Annotated in this window: 18 protein-coding genes; all 18 read left to right on the plus strand. The window is 59.2% G+C overall.

From position 1 onward, the window contains the following. Window positions 1–323: 323 nt before the first annotated feature. The 18 genes from rpsB to tilS all read left to right on the plus strand — a co-directional run bounded on the left by rpsB (window position 324) and on the right by tilS (window position 21089). The gene (gene rpsB / locus FEE99_RS10025) at window positions 324–1061 is read left to right on the plus strand and encodes a 30S ribosomal protein S2 (protein WP_003222119.1); all 738 of its coding nucleotides are present in this window, start codon (window positions 324–326) and stop codon (window positions 1059–1061) included. Between the two features lie 191 nt (window positions 1062–1252). Beyond that, a complete protein-coding gene (gene tsf / locus FEE99_RS10030) occupies window positions 1253–2116 on the plus strand; it encodes a translation elongation factor Ts (RefSeq protein ID WP_041478130.1) in 864 nt (287 codons plus the stop codon). A 209-nt stretch (window positions 2117–2325) separates the two neighbouring features. Beyond that, complete coding sequence (gene pyrH, locus FEE99_RS10035) at window positions 2326–3069, plus strand: UMP kinase (RefSeq protein WP_003222124.1); 744 nt, start codon at window positions 2326–2328, stop codon at window positions 3067–3069. Then, entirely contained in the window at window positions 3066–3623 is a 558-nt protein-coding gene (frr, locus tag FEE99_RS10040) for a ribosome recycling factor (RefSeq protein ID WP_007954771.1), read from the plus strand. Before pyrH ends, frr begins: the two co-directional genes overlap by 4 nt. Window positions 3624–3637: 14 nt before the next feature. Next, a complete protein-coding gene (uppS, locus tag FEE99_RS10045) occupies window positions 3638–4393 on the plus strand; it encodes a polyprenyl diphosphate synthase (RefSeq protein ID WP_016771475.1) in 756 nt (251 codons plus the stop codon). Next, window positions 4393–5199, plus strand: a complete 807-nt coding sequence (locus FEE99_RS10050; RefSeq protein WP_016771474.1) for a phosphatidate cytidylyltransferase — start codon at window positions 4393–4395, stop codon at window positions 5197–5199. The genes uppS and FEE99_RS10050 overlap by 1 nt, the downstream gene beginning before the upstream one ends. Then, on the plus strand, window positions 5196–6386 hold the full coding sequence (ispC, locus tag FEE99_RS10055) for a 1-deoxy-D-xylulose-5-phosphate reductoisomerase (RefSeq protein WP_041478129.1): 1191 nt from the start codon (window positions 5196–5198) through the stop codon (window positions 6384–6386). The genes FEE99_RS10050 and ispC overlap by 4 nt, the downstream gene beginning before the upstream one ends. A 54-nt stretch (window positions 6387–6440) precedes the next feature. Next, a complete protein-coding gene (gene rseP, locus FEE99_RS10060) occupies window positions 6441–7793 on the plus strand; it encodes a sigma E protease regulator RseP (protein ID WP_041478128.1) in 1353 nt (450 codons plus the stop codon). Window positions 7794–7867: 74 nt separating this feature from the next. Continuing rightward, window positions 7868–10243: an outer membrane protein assembly factor BamA gene (bamA, locus tag FEE99_RS10065; protein ID WP_041478127.1), complete on the plus strand. Its 2376-nt coding sequence runs from the start codon at window positions 7868–7870 to the stop codon at window positions 10241–10243. Window positions 10244–10288: 45 nt separating this feature from the next. Further along, window positions 10289–10792 (plus strand): OmpH family outer membrane protein, encoded by a 504-nt coding sequence (locus tag FEE99_RS10070; RefSeq protein WP_003222140.1) that lies wholly within the window; start codon window positions 10289–10291, stop codon window positions 10790–10792. Between the two features lie 3 nt (window positions 10793–10795). Continuing rightward, complete coding sequence (lpxD, locus tag FEE99_RS10075) at window positions 10796–11851, plus strand: UDP-3-O-(3-hydroxymyristoyl)glucosamine N-acyltransferase (protein WP_041478126.1); 1056 nt, start codon at window positions 10796–10798, stop codon at window positions 11849–11851. 106 nt (window positions 11852–11957) lie between these two features. Next, the gene (fabZ, locus tag FEE99_RS10080; protein ID WP_016771469.1) at window positions 11958–12398 is read left to right on the plus strand and encodes a 3-hydroxyacyl-ACP dehydratase FabZ; all 441 of its coding nucleotides are present in this window, start codon (window positions 11958–11960) and stop codon (window positions 12396–12398) included. After that, window positions 12395–13171, plus strand: coding sequence for an acyl-ACP--UDP-N-acetylglucosamine O-acyltransferase (gene lpxA / locus FEE99_RS10085; RefSeq protein WP_016771468.1), 777 nt, complete (start codon window positions 12395–12397; stop codon window positions 13169–13171). Before fabZ ends, lpxA begins: the two co-directional genes overlap by 4 nt. Before the next feature lie 2 nt (window positions 13172–13173). Further along, window positions 13174–14304, plus strand: coding sequence for a lipid-A-disaccharide synthase (gene lpxB / locus FEE99_RS10090; protein ID WP_041478125.1), 1131 nt, complete (start codon window positions 13174–13176; stop codon window positions 14302–14304). A gap of 11 nt (window positions 14305–14315) precedes the next feature. Continuing rightward, window positions 14316–14942, plus strand: a complete 627-nt coding sequence (rnhB, locus tag FEE99_RS10095; protein WP_016771466.1) for a ribonuclease HII — start codon at window positions 14316–14318, stop codon at window positions 14940–14942. 76 nt (window positions 14943–15018) lie between these two features. Continuing rightward, complete coding sequence (gene dnaE / locus FEE99_RS10100; protein WP_041478124.1) at window positions 15019–18540, plus strand: DNA polymerase III subunit alpha; 3522 nt, start codon at window positions 15019–15021, stop codon at window positions 18538–18540. A 139-nt stretch (window positions 18541–18679) separates the two neighbouring features. Then, window positions 18680–19627 carry an acetyl-CoA carboxylase carboxyltransferase subunit alpha gene (locus FEE99_RS10105; RefSeq protein ID WP_016771465.1) on the plus strand — a complete coding sequence of 316 codons (948 nt, stop codon included), beginning with the start codon at window positions 18680–18682 and terminating at the stop codon, window positions 19625–19627. 133 nt (window positions 19628–19760) lie between these two features. After that, window positions 19761–21089, plus strand: a complete 1329-nt coding sequence (gene tilS / locus FEE99_RS10110) for a tRNA lysidine(34) synthetase TilS (RefSeq protein ID WP_041478123.1) — start codon at window positions 19761–19763, stop codon at window positions 21087–21089. The last annotated feature ends 256 nt before the right edge of the window (window positions 21090–21345 follow it).

The raw sequence follows: 21345 nt of genomic DNA on the forward strand, positions 1-21345 counted from the left end.
AGGTGTATTTTTGCGACCCTGAAAAACGCGATTCTAACAGACGAGAGGCGCAAATCCGCGCCTGCATGTCTGGCTTGTGTCTATACAATGGTGCCCGTCGAGCCGATTCCAAGGGGGCTGCGCCCATGTCACTGGTGCGAATACAGATTCCGGGTTCCGTTTCTGCGCACCCTGTGGTATAAAATGCGCCGCTTTCCGGGGATGCCCCGAAAAGCTTAAATCCACACACGTGTCGACACGATGACCTGGGTGCCTTGGGCTTTATGCCTCTGGTTGGTCATTGGGATACGTGGAGGCCAAACCCGACTTATCAAGGAACTATCATGTCCCAAGTCAACATGCGCGATATGCTGAAGGCCGGTGTGCACTTCGGTCACCAAACCCGTTACTGGAATCCGAAAATGGGCAAGTACATTTTCGGCGCGCGTAACAAGATTCACATCATCAACCTTGAAAAAACCCTGCCAATGTTCAACGAAGCTCTGACTTTCGTAGAGCGTCTGGCCCAGGGCAAAAACAAGATTCTGTTCGTCGGCACCAAGCGTTCCGCTGGCAAGATCGTTGCTGAAGAAGCAGCACGTTGCGGTTCGCCGTACGTCGATCACCGCTGGTTGGGCGGCATGCTGACCAACTTCAAGACCATTCGTGCTTCCATCAAGCGTCTGCGTGACCTTGAAGTTCAAGCCGAAGACGGTACTTTCGCCAAGCTGACCAAGAAAGAAGCGCTGATGCGCTCCCGTGATCTTGAGAAGCTGGATCGTTCGCTGGGCGGTATCAAGGACATGGGCGGTCTGCCAGACGCACTGTTCGTGATCGACGTTGACCACGAGCGCATCGCGATCACCGAAGCCAACAAGCTGGGCATCCCGGTCATCGGCGTTGTCGATACCAACAGCAGCCCGGAAGGCGTTGACTACATCATCCCAGGCAACGATGACGCCATCCGCGCTATCCAGCTGTACATGGGTTCGATGGCTGACGCAGTTATCCGCGGTCGCAACAACGTTGCTGGCGGTACTGTTGAATTCGCAGCTGAAGAAACTCAGGCTGCAGCTGAGTAATCGACGCCCCTGGCGTTGACTCAGTAAGCAAAAAGGGGGCTTGGCCCCCTTTTTGCCACCTCGAAAACCATTTGTCGGCGCCCACGTCTGTATTTGTCATGTGCGGCAGCCAACATGGGTGGTTCGGGAAGAATTGAACGCCCGTTCGATCGGGTGGAATGGTTGAAAACCTATCCAAGAGGAATTTGAAAATGGCAGCAATTACTGCAGCGTTGGTCAAAGAACTGCGCGAGCGTACCGGCGAAGGCATGATGGATTGCAAGAAAGCCCTGGAAAAGGCTGACGGCGACATCGAAAAAGCCATTGATGACATGCGTGCTTCGGGCGCCATCAAGGCTGCGAAAAAAGCTGGCAACGTTGCCGCTGAAGGCGCAATCGCCATCAAATCGAATGACAAGGCAGCCGTGCTGCTGGAAGTCAACTCGCAGACCGACTTCCTGGCCCTGCAAGACGATTTCAAGAACTTCGTTGCTGCCAGCGTAGAAAAAGCTTTCGACGAAAAACTGACCGACGCAGCTCCGCTGATCGCCGCTCAGGAAGCGGCTCGTGAAGCGCTGGTTGCCAAAGTCGGCGAGAACGTCAACATCCGTCGTCTGGTACGCGTAGAAGGTGACGTTGTCGGCACCTACCTGCACGGTAACAAGATCGGTGTTGCTGTTGTCCTGAAAGGCGGTGACGTCGAGCTGGCCAAAGACATCGCTATGCACGTTGCTGCAAGCAACCCTGAGTTCCTGCTGCCTTCGCAAGTCTCTGACGAAGCGATCGAGCGTGAGAAAGCTGTATTCCTGCAGCTGAACGAAGAAAAGATCAAAGGCAAGCCAGAAAACATTGTTGAGAACATGGTCAAAGGCCGTATCAGCAAGTTCCTGGCAGAAGCGAGCCTGGTCGAGCAGGCGTTCGTCAAGAACCCTGAAGTCAAGGTTGGCGAGCTGGCCAAGAAAGCCGGCGCAGAAATCGTTTCCTTCACTTACTTCAAAGTAGGCGAAGGCATCGAGAAGCCGGTCGACAACTTCGCTGAAGAAGTTGCTGCCCAGCTGGCTGCCGCCAAGCAATAAGACAGTTTTTCAACTGTCGCCCGAAAGAGGCTGCCCGCTAACGCGCGCAGCCTCTTTTCAGATGGGGTACCAATTTTTTATTTGGTTTCCACCCGGAACTGACTTACAAAGCCATGTTCCGATGGCGCTGCAGCAGCGCCAAGCTAGAGTGAACGCCAGCTGTAAACAGCTCGCAAAGAATTTTAAATACGCCGCAGGAGAGATTCGCAATGGCTCAGCAGGGCAGTGGTTATCAGGCTCGCTATAAACGCATTCTACTCAAGCTTAGCGGCGAGGCCCTGATGGGCTCGGAAGAGTTCGGGATCGATCCTAAGGTACTGGATCGCATGGCGCTGGAAGTCGGCCAGCTGGTCGGCATCGGCGTGCAGGTCGGTCTGGTCATCGGCGGTGGCAACCTGTTCCGTGGCGAAGCCCTGAGCAAGGCCGGGATGGATCGGGTCACGGGCGACCACATGGGCATGCTGGCCACTGTGATGAACGCCCTGGCCATGCGCGATGCGCTGGAACGTGCCAATATCTCGGCCATCGTCATGTCGGCCATTTCCATGGTCGGTGTGACCGATCACTACGATCGCCGCAAAGCCATGCGTCACCTGAACTCCAAAGACGTCGTGATCTTCGCGGCCGGTACCGGCAATCCGTTCTTCACCACGGATTCGGCAGCCTGCCTGCGTGCAATCGAAATCGACGCCGACGTTGTGCTCAAGGCCACCAAGGTTGATGGCGTGTACACCGCAGACCCGTTCAAAGACCCGCATGCCGAGAAGTTCGATCATCTGACTTATGATGAAGTACTGGATCGCAAGCTGGGCGTAATGGATCTGACTGCCATCTGTCTGTGCCGCGATCACAAGATGCCGCTGCGCGTATTCAACATGAACAAGCCCGGCGCCCTGCTGAACATCGTGCACGGCGGCGCTGAAGGGACTTTGATCGAGGAAGGCCAACAATGATCAACGAAATCAAGAAAGACGCCCAAGCGCGTATGCAGAAATCCCTGGAATCTCTGAACCACGCGTTCGGCCAGATTCGTACCGGCAAGGCTCACCCGAGCATCCTCGGCAGCGTCATGGTGCCTTACTACGGCACTGACACTCCGCTGAGCGGCGTTGCCAACGTCACCGTGAAAGATTCGCGCACCCTGCAGGTTGTGGCCTTCGAGCGCAACATGCTCGCTGCTGTCGACAAGGCAATCCAGAGCGCCGGTCTGAACCTCAACCCGACCAACCTGGGCGAGTTGCTGCTTATCCCGATGCCTGCCCTTACCGAAGAGACGCGCAAAGGCTTCACCAAGCAGGCCCGCAGTGCAGCCGAAGACGCGCGCGTTGCTGTGCGCAACATCCGTCGCGATGCCTTGGGCGAGCTGAAAAAACTGGTCAAGGACAAGGAAATCAGCGAAGACGAAGAACGTCGTGCCATCGCTGATATCGACAAGCTGACCAAGGAATCCGAGGCCCAGATCACCAAGGCCACGGACGAGAAAGAAAAAGACCTGATGGCCGTATAAGGGTCGAGCTTTAAATGGACAAGACCAAGCAGACTGCGCCGTCCGCGGTGCCGCGCCATGTCGCGATCATCATGGATGGCAATAATCGCTGGGCGAAAAAACGCTTTATGCCGGGTGTCGCCGGGCATAAAGCGGGCGTGGATGCTGTGCGGGCGGTGATCGAGGTGTGCGCTGAGGCCAAGGTCGAAGTCCTGACCCTGTTCGCCTTCTCCAGTGAAAACTGGCAGCGCCCGGCCGATGAAGTCAGTGCCTTGATGGATCTGTTCTTCAAGGCGCTGCGTCGTGAGGCCAAGCGTCTCAACGACAACAACATCAGCCTGCGCATCATTGGCGATCGCTCGCGCTTCCACCCTGAGCTTCAGGCGGCGATGCGCGAGGCCGAGGCCATGACGGTCGGTGCCAACCGCTTTGTCCTGCAGATCGCCGCCAACTACGGCGGTCAGTGGGATATCGCTCAGGCCGCGCAGCGTCTGGCGCGTGAAGTCCAGGCCGGGCACTTGCGCCCGGAGGACATTACCCCGGATCTGCTGCAGACCTGTCTGGCTACCGGCGATCTGCCGTTGCCTGACCTGTGCATCCGTACCGGTGGCGAGCATCGCATCAGCAACTTCCTGCTGTGGCAGCTGGCCTACGCCGAGCTGTACTTCTCCGACCTGTTCTGGCCGGACTTCAAACACGACGCCATGCGCACTGCGCTGGCCGATTTCGCTTCGCGCCAGCGTCGTTTCGGTAAAACGAGCGAACAGGTCGAAGCTGGAGCCCGGGTTTAATGCTTAAACAACGAATCATCACTGCACTGATCCTGCTGCCGATCGCCTTGTGCGGGTTTTTCCTGCTCAAAGGTGCAGGCTTCGCGCTGTTCATCGGTCTGGTAGTCAGTCTCGGTGCGTGGGAATGGGCGCGTCTGGCCGGCTTCACCGCACAATCGTTCCGCGTCGGCTTTGCCGCCGTGGTCGCCTTGATGCTGTTTGTCATGTACGTGCTGCCCGGGCTTGCGCCTTGGGTGCTCGGTGCATCGGTAATCTGGTGGGCGATTGCGACTTATCTGGTGCTGACGTATCCACGCTCCAGCGCGCACTGGTCCACAGCGGCGACCAAACTGCTGATTGGTCTGCTGATCCTGCTGCCTGCGTGGCAGGGTCTGGTGCAGATCAAGCAGTACCCGCTGGGTAACTGGTTGATCATGGCGGTGATGGTGTTGGTCTGGGGCGCGGACATCGGCGCTTACTTTTCCGGGCGCAAGTTCGGCAAGCGCAAGCTCGCGCCGCAGGTCAGCCCGGGCAAGAGCTGGGAAGGCGTGTACGGTGGTCTGGCACTGAGTCTGGTGATCACTGCGATCGTCGGGCTGGTGCGCGACTGGACCGTGGCCGAGCTGCTCAAAGGCCTGATCGGCGCTGCAGTGATCGTCTTTATTTCCGTGGTCGGTGACCTTACCGAAAGCATGTTCAAGCGCCAATCCGGCATCAAGGACAGCAGTAATCTGCTGCCCGGGCATGGTGGCGTGCTGGATCGCATCGACAGCCTGACCGCGGCCATTCCGGTGTTCGCCGTATTGCTCTGGATGGCCGCACCGTGAGTCGTCCCCAGCAGATTACGGTGTTGGGTGCGACCGGTTCGATCGGTCTGAGCACCCTGGATGTGATTGCGCGTCATCCTGAGCGTTATCAGGTTTTTGCATTGAGTGGTTTCACACGCCTCAGTGAGTTGTTCGCGTTGTGCGTGCGTCATGTGCCGCAGTTTGCCGTGGTGCCTGAAGTGGCCACAGCGCGTGGGTTGCAGGACGATTTGCGTGCAGCCGGTTTGCCGACTCGCGTCCTGGTAGGCGAGGAGGGCCTGTGTCAGGTTGCCTCCGCGCCCGAAGTCGATGCAGTAATGGCGGCCATCGTCGGTGCGGCCGGGCTGCGTCCGACACTGGCGGCGGTCGAGGCGGGCAAGAAGATTCTGCTGGCCAATAAAGAAGCGCTGGTGATGTCCGGCGCTCTGTTCATGCAGGCCGTGCGCAAAAGCGGTTCGGTACTGCTGCCGATCGACAGCGAACACAATGCGATTTTTCAATGCATGCCAGCGGATTTCGCCCGCGGCTTGAGCTCGGTGGGTGTGCGGCGGATTTTGCTGACAGCCTCTGGCGGGCCTTTCCGGCAGACACCGATGTCCGAGCTGGCGAATGTTTCGCCTGAGCAGGCGTGTGCACATCCGAACTGGTCCATGGGGCGCAAGATCTCCGTGGATTCTGCGAGCATGATGAACAAGGGCCTGGAACTGATCGAAGCCTGCTGGTTGTTCGATGCCAGGCCGGCTCAGGTCGAAGTGGTGATTCATCCGCAGAGCGTGATCCATTCTCTGGTGGATTACGTCGATGGCTCGGTGCTGGCGCAATTGGGCAACCCCGACATGCGCACACCGATCGCTAACGCATTGGCCTGGCCGGAGCGTATCGATTCCGGCGTACCGCCACTGGATCTGTTCGCCATTGCACGACTGGATTTCGAAGCGCCCGATGAAAGCCGTTTCCCCTGTCTGCGTTTGGCCCGTCAGGCGGCCGAAGCTGGCGATAGCGCGCCGGCGATGCTTAACGCGGCCAATGAAGTGGCAGTTGCAGCGTTTCTCGACGGACGGGTTCGCTACCTGGAAATCGCGAGTATCATCGAGGAAGTCTTGAATCTGGAGCCGGTGGTGGCGCTGAACGATCTGGATGCCGTATTTACGGCGGACGCGAAAGCGCGAGTGCTGGCCGAGCAATGGTTGAGTCGGCACGGCCGATAGTTTTTGCAACACAACGGCGACACGCGACACTGAACAGGATTGCGGAGAAAGTAGATGAGCGCGCTCTATATGATTGCCGGCACCCTGATCGCCCTGGGTGTGCTGGTCACCTTCCACGAATTCGGCCACTTCTGGGTCGCGCGTCGCTGTGGCGTCAAGGTTCTGCGTTTCTCCGTGGGCTTTGGCATGCCGTTGCTGCGCTGGCATGACAAGCAAGGCACCGAGTTCGTGGTCGCCGCGATTCCGCTGGGCGGCTACGTCAAGATGCTCGACGAGCGCGAAGGCGAAGTGCCGGTCGATCAGCTTGATCAGTCGTTCAATCGCAAATCGGTGCGTCAGCGCATTGCTATTGTTGCCGCCGGCCCGATTGCCAACTTCCTGCTGGCGCTGGTGTTTTTCTGGGTGCTGGCGATGCTCGGCAGCGAGCAGGTGCGTCCGGTCATCGGCGCGGTCGAGTCTGGCAGCATTGCCGCCAGGGCTGGTCTGAACGCGGGTCAGGAGATCGTCTCGATTGATGGCGAGCCAACGTCCGGTTGGGCTGCGGTCAATCTGCAACTGGTGCGTCGTCTCGGTGAAAGCGGTGCCATTCAATTGCTGGTGCGCGAGCAGGGCTCGACCGCTGAGTCGCCCCGCACGCTGGCACTGGATAACTGGCTAAAAGGTGCCGACGAGCCGGATCCTATCCGCTCGCTGGGCATTCGTCCTTGGCGTCCGGCCTTGCCGCCGGTGCTTGCCGAGCTGGACCCGAAAGGTCCGGCCCAGGCCGCCGGGCTGAAAACCGGCGATCGCTTGCTGGCGCTTGATGGTCAGCCGCTGAGTGACTGGCAGCAGGTGGTTGATACCGTTCGTACGCGTCCTGATACCAAAATCATGCTGCGCATCGAGCGCGACAATGCTCAAATCGACGTCCCTGTGACCCTGGCGGCTCGCGGTGAAAACAAATCGCCAAGCGGTTATCTGGGCGCTGGCGTCAAAGCCATCGACTGGCCACCGGAAATGATCCGCGAGGTCAGTTATGGTCCGCTGGCCGCGATTGGCGAGGGTGCCCGTCGCACTTGGACCATGAGCATTCTGACGCTGGATTCACTGAAGAAAATGCTGTTCGGCGAGCTCTCGGTAAAAAACTTGAGTGGACCGATAACCATTGCTAAAGTGGCGGGCGCTTCTGCCCAGTCGGGCGTCGCTGATTTCCTGAATTTCCTTGCTTATCTGAGTATTAGCCTGGGCGTTCTGAATTTGCTGCCCATTCCTGTACTGGATGGGGGGCATTTGTTGTTTTATCTGATCGAGTGGGTGCGTGGTCGCCCCTTGTCGGATCGGGTGCAAGGTTGGGGGATACAGATCGGTATCAGTTTGGTGGTCGGGGTGATGTTGCTTGCTCTGGTCAACGATCTGGGTCGACTGTAACGCTTCGCTGAATTGCGAATCTGCCGCATTTTGCGGCAGTTTGTTTATTGCCAGTTGGAATAAGAAAGGACTTCATGAAACGTCTGCTGCTAACTGCGGTTCTCACCGTATTGATGATCGCCGAAGTTCACGCCGAGTCCTTCACTATCTCTGATATTCGCGTCAATGGCCTCCAGCGGGTCTCCGCGGGTAGCGTCTTTGGTGCCTTGCCGTTGAACGTCGGCGAGCAGGCGGATGATCGTCGCCTGGTGGAATCCACTCGTGCGTTGTTCAAAACCGGTTTCTTTCAAGATATCCAGCTGGGCCGCGAAGGCAACGTTCTGGTCATCACCGTGGTCGAGCGTCCATCGGTCGCCAGTATCGAGATCGAAGGCAACAAGGCGATCTCTACTGAAGACCTGATGAAAGGCCTCAAGCAATCCGGTCTGGCCGAAGGCGAAATCTTCCAGCGCGCCACCCTCGAGGGTGTGCGTAACGAACTGCAACGTCAGTACGTCGCCCAGGGTCGCTACTCGGCAACCGTTGACACCGAAGTGGTTTCGCAGCCGCGTAACCGCGTGGGTCTGAAGGTGAAGATCAACGAAGGTACCGTTGCCGCCATTCAGCACATCAACGTGGTAGGCAATACGGTTTTCCCTGAGGAAGACCTGACCGACCTGTTCGAACTGAAAACCACCAACTGGCTGTCGTTCTTCAAGAACGATGACAAATATGCCCGTGAAAAACTTTCCGGTGACCTGGAGCGTCTGCGTTCCTACTATCTGGACCGCGGCTATATCAACATGGACATCGCTTCGACCCAGGTATCGATTACCCCGGACAAGAAGCACGTCTACATTACTGTCAACGTCACCGAAGGCGAGAAGTACACCGTTCGTGACGTCAAGCTCAGCGGTGACCTGAAAGTCCCTGAAGACCAGATCAAGTCGCTGTTGCTCGTGCAGAAGGGCCAGGTGTTCTCGCGCAAGCTGATGACCACCACCTCCGAGCTGATCACCCGTCGTCTGGGTAACGAGGGCTACACCTTCGCCAACGTCAACGGCGTGCCTCAGCCGCACGATGATGACCACACTGTGGACATCCTCTTCGCTGTCGATCCGGGCAAGCGTGCCTACGTAAACCGCATCAATTTCCGTGGCAACACCAAGTCCGAGGACGAAGTGCTGCGTCGTGAAATGCGTCAGATGGAAGGTGGCTGGGCTTCGACCTACCTGATCGACCAGTCCAAGACCCGTCTTGAGCGTCTGGGCTTCTTCAAGGAAGTCAACGTTGAAACCCCGGCCGTGCCAGGTGTCGACGACCAGGTTGATGTGAACTACGCCGTTGAAGAACAGGCTTCCGGTTCGATCACCGCCAGCGTTGGTTTCGCCCAGAGCGCCGGTCTGATCCTTGGTGGTTCGATTACCCAGAACAACTTCCTCGGTACCGGTAACCGCGTCAGCATCGGTCTGACCCGCAGCGAATACCAGAGCCGCTACAACTTCGGCTACGTTGACCCCTACTGGACCGCCGACGGCGTGAGCCTGGGTTACAACGCGTTCTATCGCACCACCGACTACGATGAACTCGATGCCGATATCTCGAGCTACGCCGTCGACAGCCTGGGCGCTGGCGTCAACGTTGGCTACCCGATCAGCGAAACATCGCGTCTGACCTTCGGTCTGTCTGCTCAGCAGGACAAGATCAACACCGGTCGCTATACCGTTGACGAGATTTTCGATTTCGTCGAGAAGGAAGGCGACAACTACCTGAACTTCAAGGCCTCGGCCGGTTGGTCCGAGTCGACCCTGAACAAAGGCGTGTTGCCGACCCGTGGTCGTTCCCAGAGCCTGACCCTGGAAACCACCATTCCTGGCAGCGACCTGTCGTTCTTCAAACTTGACTACCGTGGTCAGCTGTTCCAGCCGATCACCGAAAACTACACACTGCGCCTGCACTCCGAACTCGGTTATGGCGATGGTTACGGTTCGACCGATGGTCTGCCGTTCTATGAAAACTACTATGCCGGTGGTTTCAACTCGGTTCGTGGCTTCAAGGACAGCACCCTCGGCCCGCGTAGTACGCCGAGCCGTGGTAACAACCCGGGCACTATTGCAGACCCGGACCAGGATCCACTGCCGTTCGGTGGTAACGTCCTGATCCAGGGCGGTGTAGAAGTTCTGTTCCCGCTGCCATTCGTCAAGGATCAGCGTTCCCTGCGTACTTCGGTCTTCTGGGATGTCGGTAACGTGTTTGACTCGCAGTGCAAGGACACTACGAACGCGAACGGTTCTTCGTCCAACACCAAGTGCAACGACATCAGCCTGAGCAACATGGCCAGTTCCGTAGGTGTCGGCGTGACCTGGGTCACCGCACTGGGTCCGTTGAGCTTCGCCCTGGCGATGCCGATCAAGAAACCGGATGACGCTGAAACTCAAGTGTTCCAATTCTCCCTCGGCCAGACGTTCTAAGCGTCTGACCCAAGATAACGACAATGGATTTTGTAGGAGTGCATCGTGCGTAAGTTGACTCAATTGGTTCTCCTGGCCTCCGTACTGGTGGCAGGCCCGGCGTTCGCCGACATGAAAATTGCCGTGCTGAACTATCAGATGGCTCTGCTGGAATCCGACGCGGCGAAGAAGTACGCGGTGGATGCAGAGAAGAAGTTCGGTCCGCAACTGACCAAGCTGAAAACCCTGGAAAGCAGCGCCAAAGGCATTCAGGACCGTCTGATGGCCGGTGGCGACAAAATGCAGCAGGGCGAGCGTGAGCGTCTGGAGCTGGAATTCAAGCAAAAGGCTCGTGACTTCCAGTTCCAGTCCAAGGAGCTGAACGAAGCCAAAGCTGTTGCCGACCGCGAAATGCTCAAGCAGCTGAAGCCGAAACTGGACAGTGCCGTGGAAGAAGTCATCAAGAAAGGTGGTTTTGACCTCGTGTTCGAGCGTGGCGCAGTCATCGATGTCAAACCTCAGTACGACATCACGCGCCAGGTTATCGAGCGCATGAATCAGCTGAAGTAACCCATGACCGTGACTATCAGGCTCGGCCAGTTGGCCGAGCACCTCGGCGCCACCCTGCGTGGCGACCCCGAGACGCAAATTACTGGGCTAGCCACTTTGCAAGAGGCTGGCCCAGCTCAGTTGAGCTTTCTGGCAAATCCCCAATACCGCAAATACCTGGCCGGTTCTCAGGCAGCTGCACTGCTGCTCAAGGAAGCCGACGCCGAAGGTTTCGCCGGTAATGCCTTGGTGGTGCCGGATCCTTACCTGGCCTATGCACGCATCTCGCATCTGTTCGATCCTAAGCCAAGAGCCGCGACGGGAATTCATCCGACAGCGGTGATCGCGGAGGACGCAGTGGTTGATCCAAGTGCCAGCATCGGTCCGTTCGTGGTGATCGAAGCCGGTGCACGCATCGCTGCACAGGTCACGCTGGGCGCGCATTGCGTAGTCGGCGCGCGCAGCGAAATCGGTGAAGGCGGCTGGCTGGCTCCGCGCGTCACGCTCTATCACGATGTGCGCATCGGTAAGCGTGTGGTTATTCAGTCCGGCGCAGTCATCGGCGGTGAGGGCTTCGGCTTCGCCAACGAGAAAGGTGTCTGGCAGAAAATCGCCCAGATCGGTGGCGTGACCATCGGCGACGATGTCGAGATCGGCGTGAACACCGCCATCGACCGCGGCGCTCTGGCCGATACGGTGATCGGCAACGGCGTGAAGCTCGACAACCAGATCCAGATCGCGCACAACGTCCAGGTCGGTGATCACACCGCCATGGCCGCGTGCGTCGGCATTTCCGGCAGCACCAAAATCGGCAAGCACTGCATGCTCGCCGGCGGTGTTGGTCTGGTCGGCCACATTGATATTTGCGACAACGTTTTCCTGACCGGGATGACCATGGTGACTCACTCGATTACCGAGCCGGGCGCCTATTCTTCCGGCACAGCCATGCAACCGGCGGCCGAATGGCGCAAAAGCGCGGCCCGCATCCGTCAGCTCGATGACATCGCGCGACGGTTGAAACAGCTGGAAAAGCGCGTTGGGGAAGTGACCCCTGACGGCAATGCTTCATCTGATGGCTGATACCATTTCCATATCAAGTGTGCACAGCCTCTGGACTGCCTCCTTGATTTGCTAGAGGAGTGCGCGTCAGTCGCGCTCCCAATCTTTACATAGGCTTTCCCCTGAAATGATGGACATCAACGAGATTCGCGAATACCTGCCTCACCGTTACCCGTTCCTGCTGGTGGACCGGGTGGTGGAACTGGACACTGAAGGCAAGCGAATTCGCGCCTACAAGAATGTCAGCATCAATGAACCGTTCTTCAATGGTCACTTCCCTGCGCATCCAATCATGCCGGGCGTGCTGATCATCGAAGCGATGGCTCAGGCTGCCGGGATCCTCGGTTTCAAGATGCTCGACGTCAAACCGGCCGACGGCACCCTGTATTACTTCGTCGGTTCCGACAAGCTGCGCTTCCGCCAGCCAGTCAAGCCGGGCGACCAGTTGATCCTTGAAGCGACCTTCATCAGTTGCAAGCGCAAGATCTGGAAGTTCGAGTGCCAGGCTTCGGTAGACGGCAAGCCGGTGTGCTCGGCAGAGATCATCTGCGCGGAACAAAAAGTATGAGTTTGATTGACCCTCGCGCAATCATCGATCCGTCCGCCGTTCTGGCTGACGGCGTCGAGGTCGGCCCGTGGTCGATCATCGGCGCAGGTGTGGAAATCGGCGAGGGTACCGTGATCGGGCCGCATGTGATCCTCAAGGGGCCGACCCGCATTGGTAAACACAATCGCATCTACCAGTTTTCTTCGGTAGGCGAAGACACCCCGGATCTGAAGTACAAAGGCGAGGAAACCCGCCTGGTGATCGGCGACCACAACGTCATCCGTGAAGGCGTGACCATTCACCGTGGCACCGTGCAGGACCGTTCGGAAACCACCCTGGGTGATCACAACCTGATCATGGCCTATGCCCACATCGGCCATGACAGCGTCATCGGCAACCACTGCATTCTGGTCAACAACACTGCGTTGGCCGGGCATGTACACGTTGACGACTGGGCGATCCTCTCCGGTTTTACCCTGGTGCACCAGTACTGCCACATCGGCGCCCACAGTTTTTCCGGCATGGGCACGGCGATCGGCAAGGACGTTCCGGCGTTCGTCACCGTATTCGGCAACCCGGCCGAAGCGCGCAGCATGAACTTCGAAGGCATGCGCCGTCGCGGTTTCAGCGAAGACGCGATCCACGCCTTGCGTCGTGCTTACAAGACGGTCTATCGGCAGGGCCTGACGGTCGAGCAGGCGCTGGCCGAGCTGGCCGAGCCGTCTGCGCAGTTCCCTGAAGTCGCCGTGTTCCGCGATTCGATCCAGGCGTCGACTCGCGGCATCACCCGCTGATCATGGCCAGTCTGCGTATCGCGCTGGTGGCGGGTGAGGCTTCCGGTGACATTCTCGGCGCCGGCCTCATGCGCGCGCTCAAGACTCAGCACCCGACAGTCGAGTTCATCGGCGTCGGCGGTCCGCTGATGCAGGCTGAAGGCCTGACCTCGTACTTTCCCATGGAGCGCTTGTCGGTCATGGGGCTGGTGGAGGTCCTCGGTCGGCTGCGTGAGTTACTCAAACGCCGCAAAGAGCTGATTGCCACACTGATCGCCGCGAAGCCGGACGTGTTCATCGGCATCGATGCGCCGGATTTCAACCTCAATATCGAACTCAAGCTGCGTCAGGCCGGGATCAAGACCGTGCATTATGTCAGCCCGTCGGTATGGGCGTGGCGGCAGAAGCGGGTGCTGAAGATCCGCGAAGGCTGCGATCTGATGCTGACCCTGTTGCCGTTCGAGGCGAAATTCTACGAAGAGAAAGGCGTGCCGGTGCGTTTCGTCGGTCACACCTTGGCCGATACCATTCCGCTGCAAGCCGACCGCGCCGCTGCACGCACCGAACTAGGCTTGGCCGACGGTCCGCTGGTAGCGCTGATGCCGGGCAGCCGTGGCGGGGAAGTCAGTCGCCTCGGTGCGCTGTTCCTCGACACCGCCGAACGTCTGCGCGCCATGCGTCCGGGCGTGCGCTTTGTCATTCCTTGTGCAAACCCGGAACGCCGGGTGCAACTCGAGGCCTTGCTTGCTGGCCGGGATTTGCCGGTAACCTTGCTCGACGGTAAATCTCATCTGGCGCTCGCCGCGTGCAACGCCGTGTTGATCGCCTCCGGCACTGCTACCCTTGAAGCGCTGCTGTACAAGCGACCGATGGTGGTGGCATATCGGTTGGCGCCGCTGACATTCTGGATTCTCAAACGCATGGTCAAAAGCCCGTACGTGTCGCTGCCCAACTTGCTCGCTCAGCGCTTGCTGGTGCCGGAGTTGTTGCAGGATGATGCGACTGTCGAAGCCTTGGCGCAGACGCTGTCGCCCTTGATCGATGGCGGTGATGAACAGACCCGCGGTTTCGACGAGATCCACCGCACGCTGCGGCGCGATGCTTCCAATCAGGCGGCGCAAGCCGTCCTTGACCTGATCGGCAAACCACAATGAGCAAGACAAGCATGCAAATGGGCCTGGATTTCACCCTGGTCGCCGAAGTCGAAGAGCTGGTCGCCGGTGTTGATGAAGTCGGTCGTGGTCCGTTGTGCGGTGCGGTGGTGACGGCGGCAGTGATTCTCGATCCGAACCGGCCGATCCTCGGCCTCGACGATTCGAAAAAACTCACCGAAGCCAAGCGCGAAAAGCTCTACGACGAGATCTGCGAAAAGGCGCTGAGCTGGTGCATCGCCCGCGCCGAAGTCGAAGAAATCGACGATCTGAATATCCTCCACGCAACCATGCTGGCCATGCAGCGCGCGGTCGCCGGTCTGCATATTCAGCCGAAGCTGGCGATGATCGATGGCAACCGCTGCCCGCATTTGCCGATGCGTGCCGAGGCTGTGATCCAGGGCGACGGCAAGGTACCGGCCATCGCGGCGGCGTCGATTCTGGCCAAGGTCAGCCGTGACCGCGAAATGGCGGCATTCGAATTGATCTACCCGGGCTACGGCATCGGTGGCCATAAAGGCTATCCGACGCCCGTTCATCTGGAAGCGCTGGCGCGGCTCGGCCCGACGCCGATTCACCGCCGCTCGTTCGCCCCGGTACGCCTGGCTTACGAGGCGCGGGAAAGCCTGACGCAGGTTTAGGCGCAAGGCTGATGTTTTATTCGAGGCCCGGTACAATCCGGGCCTCGTTGTCTCTATGTAACTGGACAGGATCACTATGCCGGCTTCATTCGTTCATCTACGCCTGCACACTGAATACTCCCTGGTCGACGGGCTGGTGCGGATCAAGCCGCTGGTCAAGGCGCTGACCGCCATGAACATGCCGGCGGTCGCGGTCACCGACCAGAACAACATGTGTTCCCTGGTCAAGTTCTATAAAAACGCCATGGGCGCCGGCATCAAGCCGATCTGCGGCGCCGACCTGTGGCTGGCGAACAAGGACCCGGATGCACCGCTGAGCCGCCTCAGCCTGCTGGTGATGAACGCTCAGGGTTATCGCAATCTCACCGAACTGATCTCGCGTGGCTTCATCGAAGGCCAGCGCAACGGCATGGTCATCGTCGAGCGCGAGTGGGTGGCCGAGGCCAACGAAGGTTTGATCATGCTGTCCGCCGCCAAAGAAGGCGAGATCGGCATGGCCATGATCGGCGGCAATCCGGCGGAAGCCGAAGCGCTGGCGCGCGAGTGGATGGCGGTGTTCCCGGATCGTTTCTATCTGGAAATCCAGCGCACCAACCGCCCCAACGATGAAGAGCAACTGCACGGCGCCGTGGCGCTGGCCGACAAGCTTGGCGCGCCGCTGGTGGCGACCAACGATGTGCGCTTCATCAAGCAGGAAGACTTCGCCGCCCACGAAACCCGCGTGTGCATCGGTGAGGGCCGCGCCCTCGATGACCCGCGTCGTTCGAAGAATTACAGCGATCAGCAGTACCTGAAAAGCGCCGAGGAAATGCTCGAGCTGTTCAGCGATATTCCCGACGCCATCGAAAACACCGTCGAGATCGCCAAGCGCTGCAACATCGAAGTCAAGCTGGGCACACACTTCCTGCCCAACTTCCCGATCCCCGATGGCATGACCATCGACGAATATTTCCGCAAGGTCTCCTTCGAAGGGCTCGAAGAACGCTTGGCGGTGCTGCTGCCCAAGGACACCACCGAAGACTACGAAGCCAAGCGCCAGGTCTATGTGGACCGCTTGAATTTCGAGCTGGATATCATCATCCAGATGGGCTTCCCCGGTTACTTCCTGATCGTGATGGACTTTATCCAGTGGGCCAAGAACAACGGTGTGCCGGTAGGTCCGGGCCGTGGGTCGGGTGCCGGTTCGCTGGTGGCTTACGTACAGAAGATCACTGACCTCGACCCGCTGGAATATGACCTGCTGTTCGAACGTTTCCTCAACCCGGAACGGGTTTCCATGCCCGACTTCGACGTCGACTTCTGCATGGACGGTCGTGACCGGGTGATCGATTACGTGGCCGAAAAGTACGGCCGCAACGCGGTGAGCCAGATCATCACCTTCGGTTCCATGGCCGCCAAGGCTGTGGTCCGTGACGTGGCGCGGGTGCAGGGCAAGTCCTATGGCCTGGCGGATCGTCTGTCGAAGATGATTCCGTTCGAAGTCGGCATGACCCTGGAAAAAGCCTACGAGCAGGAAGAAATCCTGCGCGACTTCATCAAGGTCGATGAAGAAGCAGCGGAAATCTGGGAGATGGCGCGCAAGCTTGAGGGCGTGGTGCGTAACGTCGGCAAGCACGCCGGTGGTGTGGTGATCGCGCCGACCAAATTGACCGACTTCTCGCCGATCTATTGCGACGAGGCCGGTGACGGTCTGGTGACCCAGTTCGACAAGGACGACGTTGAGGCCGCCGGTCTGGTGAAGTTCGACTTCCTCGGCCTGCGTACCCTGACGATCATCGACTGGGCGTTGAAAACCATCAACCGCGACCGCGCCAAGGTCAGCGAGCCGCCGCTGGATATCGCCTTTATCCCGCTCGACGACAAGCCGACCTATCAGTTGCTGCAAAAAGCCGAAACCACGGCGGTGTTCCAGCTTGAATCCCGGGGCATGAAAGAGCTGATCAAAAAGCTCAAGCCCGACTGCCTGGAAGACTTGATCGCACTGGTGGCACTGTTTCGTCCCGGTCCGCTGCAATCGGGCATGGTGGACGACTTCATCAACCGCAAGCACGGTCGCGCCGAACTGGCCTATCCGCACTCGGACTACCAGTACGACGGTCTCAAGCCGGTACTGGCGCCGACTTACGGCATCATCCTGTATCAGGAACAGGTGATGCAGATTGCCCAGGTCATGGCCGGTTACACCCTCGGCGGTGCGGACATGCTGCGTCGGGCGATGGGTAAGAAAAAGCCCGAGGAAATGGCCAAGCAGCGCGGCGGTTTCATTGAGGGTTGCGCGACCAACGGGATCGACGCGGATCTTGCCGGTAACATTTTCGACCTGGTGGAGAAATTCGCCGGTTACGGCTTCAACAAGTCCCACTCCGCCGCTTACGGCCTGGTGTCGTACCAGACCGCTTGGCTGAAAGCTCACTACCCGGCGCCGTTCATGGCCGCGGTACTTTCGGCGGATATGCACAACACCGACAAGGTCGTGACCTTGATCGAGGAAGTGCGGACGATGAAGCTGCGCCTCGACGCGCCGGACGTGAACACTTCGGAGTTCAAGTTCACGGTGAACGACGATGGCCGCATCGTTTACGGCCTCGGCGCGATCAAAGGCGTCGGTGAAGGTCCGGTGGAAGCGATCACCGAAGCGCGTCAGGCCGGTCCGTTCAAGGATCTGTTCGATTTCTGCGCGCGGGTCGACCTCAAGCGCATCAACAAACGAACTCTTGATGGCTTGATTCGCAGCGGCGCGCTGGATCGCCTCGGCCCGTATTTCCACGACGAACAAAAGGCCTATCAAGCCAACATCGACCGTAACCGCGCGGTACTGCTGGCGGCGATGGAAGAGGCGATCAAGGCGGCCGAGCAGACTGCGCGGACCCACGACAGTGGCCACGCCGACCTGTTTGGCGGCTTGTTCGTCGAAGAAGACGCTGACGTTTACGCGTCTCATCGCAAAGCCAAGGAACTGACCCTCAAGGAACGCCTCAAGGGTGAAAAAGACACCCTGGGCCTGTACCTGACCGGTCACCCGATCGACGAATACGAAGGCGAAATCCGCCGTTTCGCCCGTCAGCGCATCATCGACCTGAAACCGGCGCGCGACACGCAGACGGTGGCGGGGATGATCATTGCCCTGCGGGTGATGAAGAACAAGAAGGGCGACAAGATGGGCTTCATCACCCTCGACGACCGCTCCGGACGGATCGAGGCGTCGCTGTTTGCCGATGCGTTCCATTCGGCGCAGTCGCTGCTGCAGACCGACGCGATGGTGGTGGTCGAAGGCGAGGTCAGCAACGACGACTTCTCCGGCGGCCTGCGCCTGCGGGTCAAGCGGGTGATGAGCATGGAGGATGCGCGAACCAATCTGGCCGAGAGCCTGCGCCTGAAGCTGCACACCCAGGATCTCAAAGGCGATCAGCTACGCTGGTTGGGCGAACTGCTCAAGCGTCATCGCGGCGCGTGCCCGGTGACCATGGAGTACACCAGCCCGGATGCGAAGACCTTGCTGCAGTTCGGCGAGACCTGGCGGATCGACCCGGCGGATACCTTGATTCAAGCCCTGCGTGACCAGTTCGGGCGAGACAACGTCTTCCTCCAATACCGTTGACCGGCAAGTGCCATCATGGCGCTTGCCCGCAACCTGAATTTTTAATCTCGACCTCAGCGCGCCTCTCCCTTAAGGTAGGGCGCGAATAGACAACCGGCCGGCCCAAGCTCACTTGGGACACGACCCAAGACGGACGCCTATGAACCCGAATTTTCTAGATTTCGAACAGCCGATCGCCGACCTGCAAGCCAAGATCGAAGAGTTGCGCTTGGTCGGTAATGACAATTCGCTGAATATCGGCGATGAGATCTCCCGCCTGCAGGACAAGAGCAAGACGCTGACCGAAGACATCTTCGGCAAGCTGACCAGCTGGCAGATCGCACGCCTGGCGCGTCACCCGAAACGCCCTTACACCCTCGATTACATCGAGCACATCTTCACCGAGTTCGACGAGCTGCACGGCGACCGTCACTTCTCCGACGACGCTGCCATCGTTGGCGGTATCGCCCGTCTGGAAGACCAGCCGGTGATGATCATCGGCCACCAGAAGGGCCGTGAAGTGCGTGAGAAAGTTCGCCGCAACTTCGGTATGCCGCGTCCGGAAGGCTACCGCAAGGCCTGCCGTCTGATGGAGATGGCCGAGCGCTTCAAGATGCCGATCCTGACCTTCATCGATACCCCGGGCGCTTATCCTGGCATCGACGCTGAAGAGCGCAACCAGAGCGAAGCGATTGCCTGGAACCTGCGTGTGATGGCGCGTCTGAAGACTCCGATCATCGCCACTGTAATTGGTGAAGGTGGTTCCGGCGGCGCACTGGCCATCGGCGTCTGCGATCAATTGAACATGCTGCAATATTCGACCTACGCGGTGATCTCGCCGGAAGGTTGCGCATCGATCCTGTGGAAGACCGCCGAGAAAGCACCGGATGCCGCTGAGGCAATGGGCATCACCGCTGAGCGTTTGAAAGGCCTGGGTATCGTCGACAAGGTGATCAGCGAGCCACTGGGCGGCGCCCACCGTGATCCGGCTGCTGCCGCCGCTTCGATCCGCGCCGAACTGAGCTCGCAACTGGCGATGCTCAAGCAGTTCGATAACGAAGCGCTGCTCAAGCGCCGTTACGATCGCCTGATGAGCTACGGTCTCTAATCAGACGCGTGCTATCACTGTGGGAGCGAGCCTGCTCGCGAAGCCGGTATGACAGTCGACGAATCTGTTGAATGTTAAGCCGCATTCGCGAGCAGGCTCGCTCCCACAGGGGTTTTTAGGCAAAGGTGCAGAAATGGGCCAGTCCCCAACTGATTTGCCATCCCGGCTATCGCTGAGCCTTGAGCCCTGGCGCCACGCCGCTCACTGGCGCATCGCCTTCTCCGGTGGCCTCGATTCCACCGTCCTCCTGCATCTGCTCGCCACTCTGGCGAACACTGAATCCCTCCCTGCGCTCAGCGCCATTCATATCCACCACGGCCTTCAGGCTGCGGCCGGTGCATGGCCGCAACATTGCCAGGCCGTTTGCGATGCGCTGGACATTCCTTTGCAAGTGGAGCGGGTGACCGTAAAGGGCGGGGCGAGCCTGGAGCGGGCGGCGCGGGATGCGCGTTATGCCGCGTTCAGTTCGCTGACGCAGACCAATGACGTGTTGCTGACTGGTCAGCACCGCGATGACCAAGCGGAAACGCTGCTGTTTCGGCTGTTGCGCGGTGCCGGTGTACGCGGGCTCGGGGCGATGCCGCAGCAGCGCCCAGTGGGGCAGGGCATGCTGGTTCGACCGTTGCTCGATGTCAGCCGTGCTGAGCTGGAAGGTTATGCACAGGCGCATCAGTTGCGCTGGATCGAAGACCCGTCGAACCAGGACCGGCAGTTTTCGCGCAACTATCTGCGCCATCAAGTCATGCCGGTCCTCACCGAACGCTGGCCGCAAGCGCAGGCCAGCATGGCGCGCACGGCTGCGCATCTGCGTGAGGCGCAGGGCTTGCTTGATGAGCTGGCGCAGATTGATCTCGCACAAGCCGAAACGCCCAATGAATTCGCTTGGCTGGGTGTGCCATCGCTGGAGCTGACACCATTGACGGAGTTGTCTGACGCGCGCCAGCGAAATGTCCTCAGCCACTGGCTCGAACCGTTGACCCGGCTGCCGGATGCTGACCATTGGTCGGGTTGGACAACGCTGTGCAATGCCGGCGCCGACGCTTCACCGATCTGGCGTCTGGCCGACGGAGAGCTGCACCGCAGCGGCGGTCGCGTCTGGTGGCTGAGCGACAGTTGGTTGCGCACGCCAGTGATCGGCGCCGACTGGCAGACCCCGACTTCAGCGCTACGCTTGCCGGATAACGGACGCGTCATGCTCCACGGGCAAGCTCCATCCGGGCCTTTGCGTATTGCCTATCGGCAGGGCGGTGAGGTCATGCAATTGGCTGAGCGCGGCAGCCGTGATCTCAAGCGTCTGCTCAACGAGCGCGCGGTCCCGGCCTTCGTGCGTGGCAGATTGCCGCTGCTGTTTCGTGGCGAAGAATTGCTCGCCGTGGCAAACCTGCCGGGTCTTTCTGGTCAGATGGACGAAGGCTGGACATTGCACTGGCAGCCAACAGACGAAGATCAAGGTTTGAGCTGAAAGGAGCATTCCGGTAGACTACGCTCCCTTCTTGATACAACTTCTGTGGATTCGCCTGAATTGCAGGAGTTGCCGATTACCAAGCAGTCTTTGCTGGGCGATTCCAAAAAATGTGTAGCGAGCAACGTACCGGTGTTTCATCTGCCGGTCTGTCACAACGCGGCGGTTTTTTCGAAAGGTGCACTGTGATTAATGCAGGTGATCGGGGGCTTCGGCCTTCCTTCGCTTTCCCCGGCGGCTCGTTCCGCTTTAACGC

This window comes from Pseudomonas sp. ef1, assembly GCF_007293365.2.
In the GTDB taxonomy this organism is placed as follows: domain Bacteria; phylum Pseudomonadota; class Gammaproteobacteria; order Pseudomonadales; family Pseudomonadaceae; genus Aquipseudomonas; species Aquipseudomonas siliginis.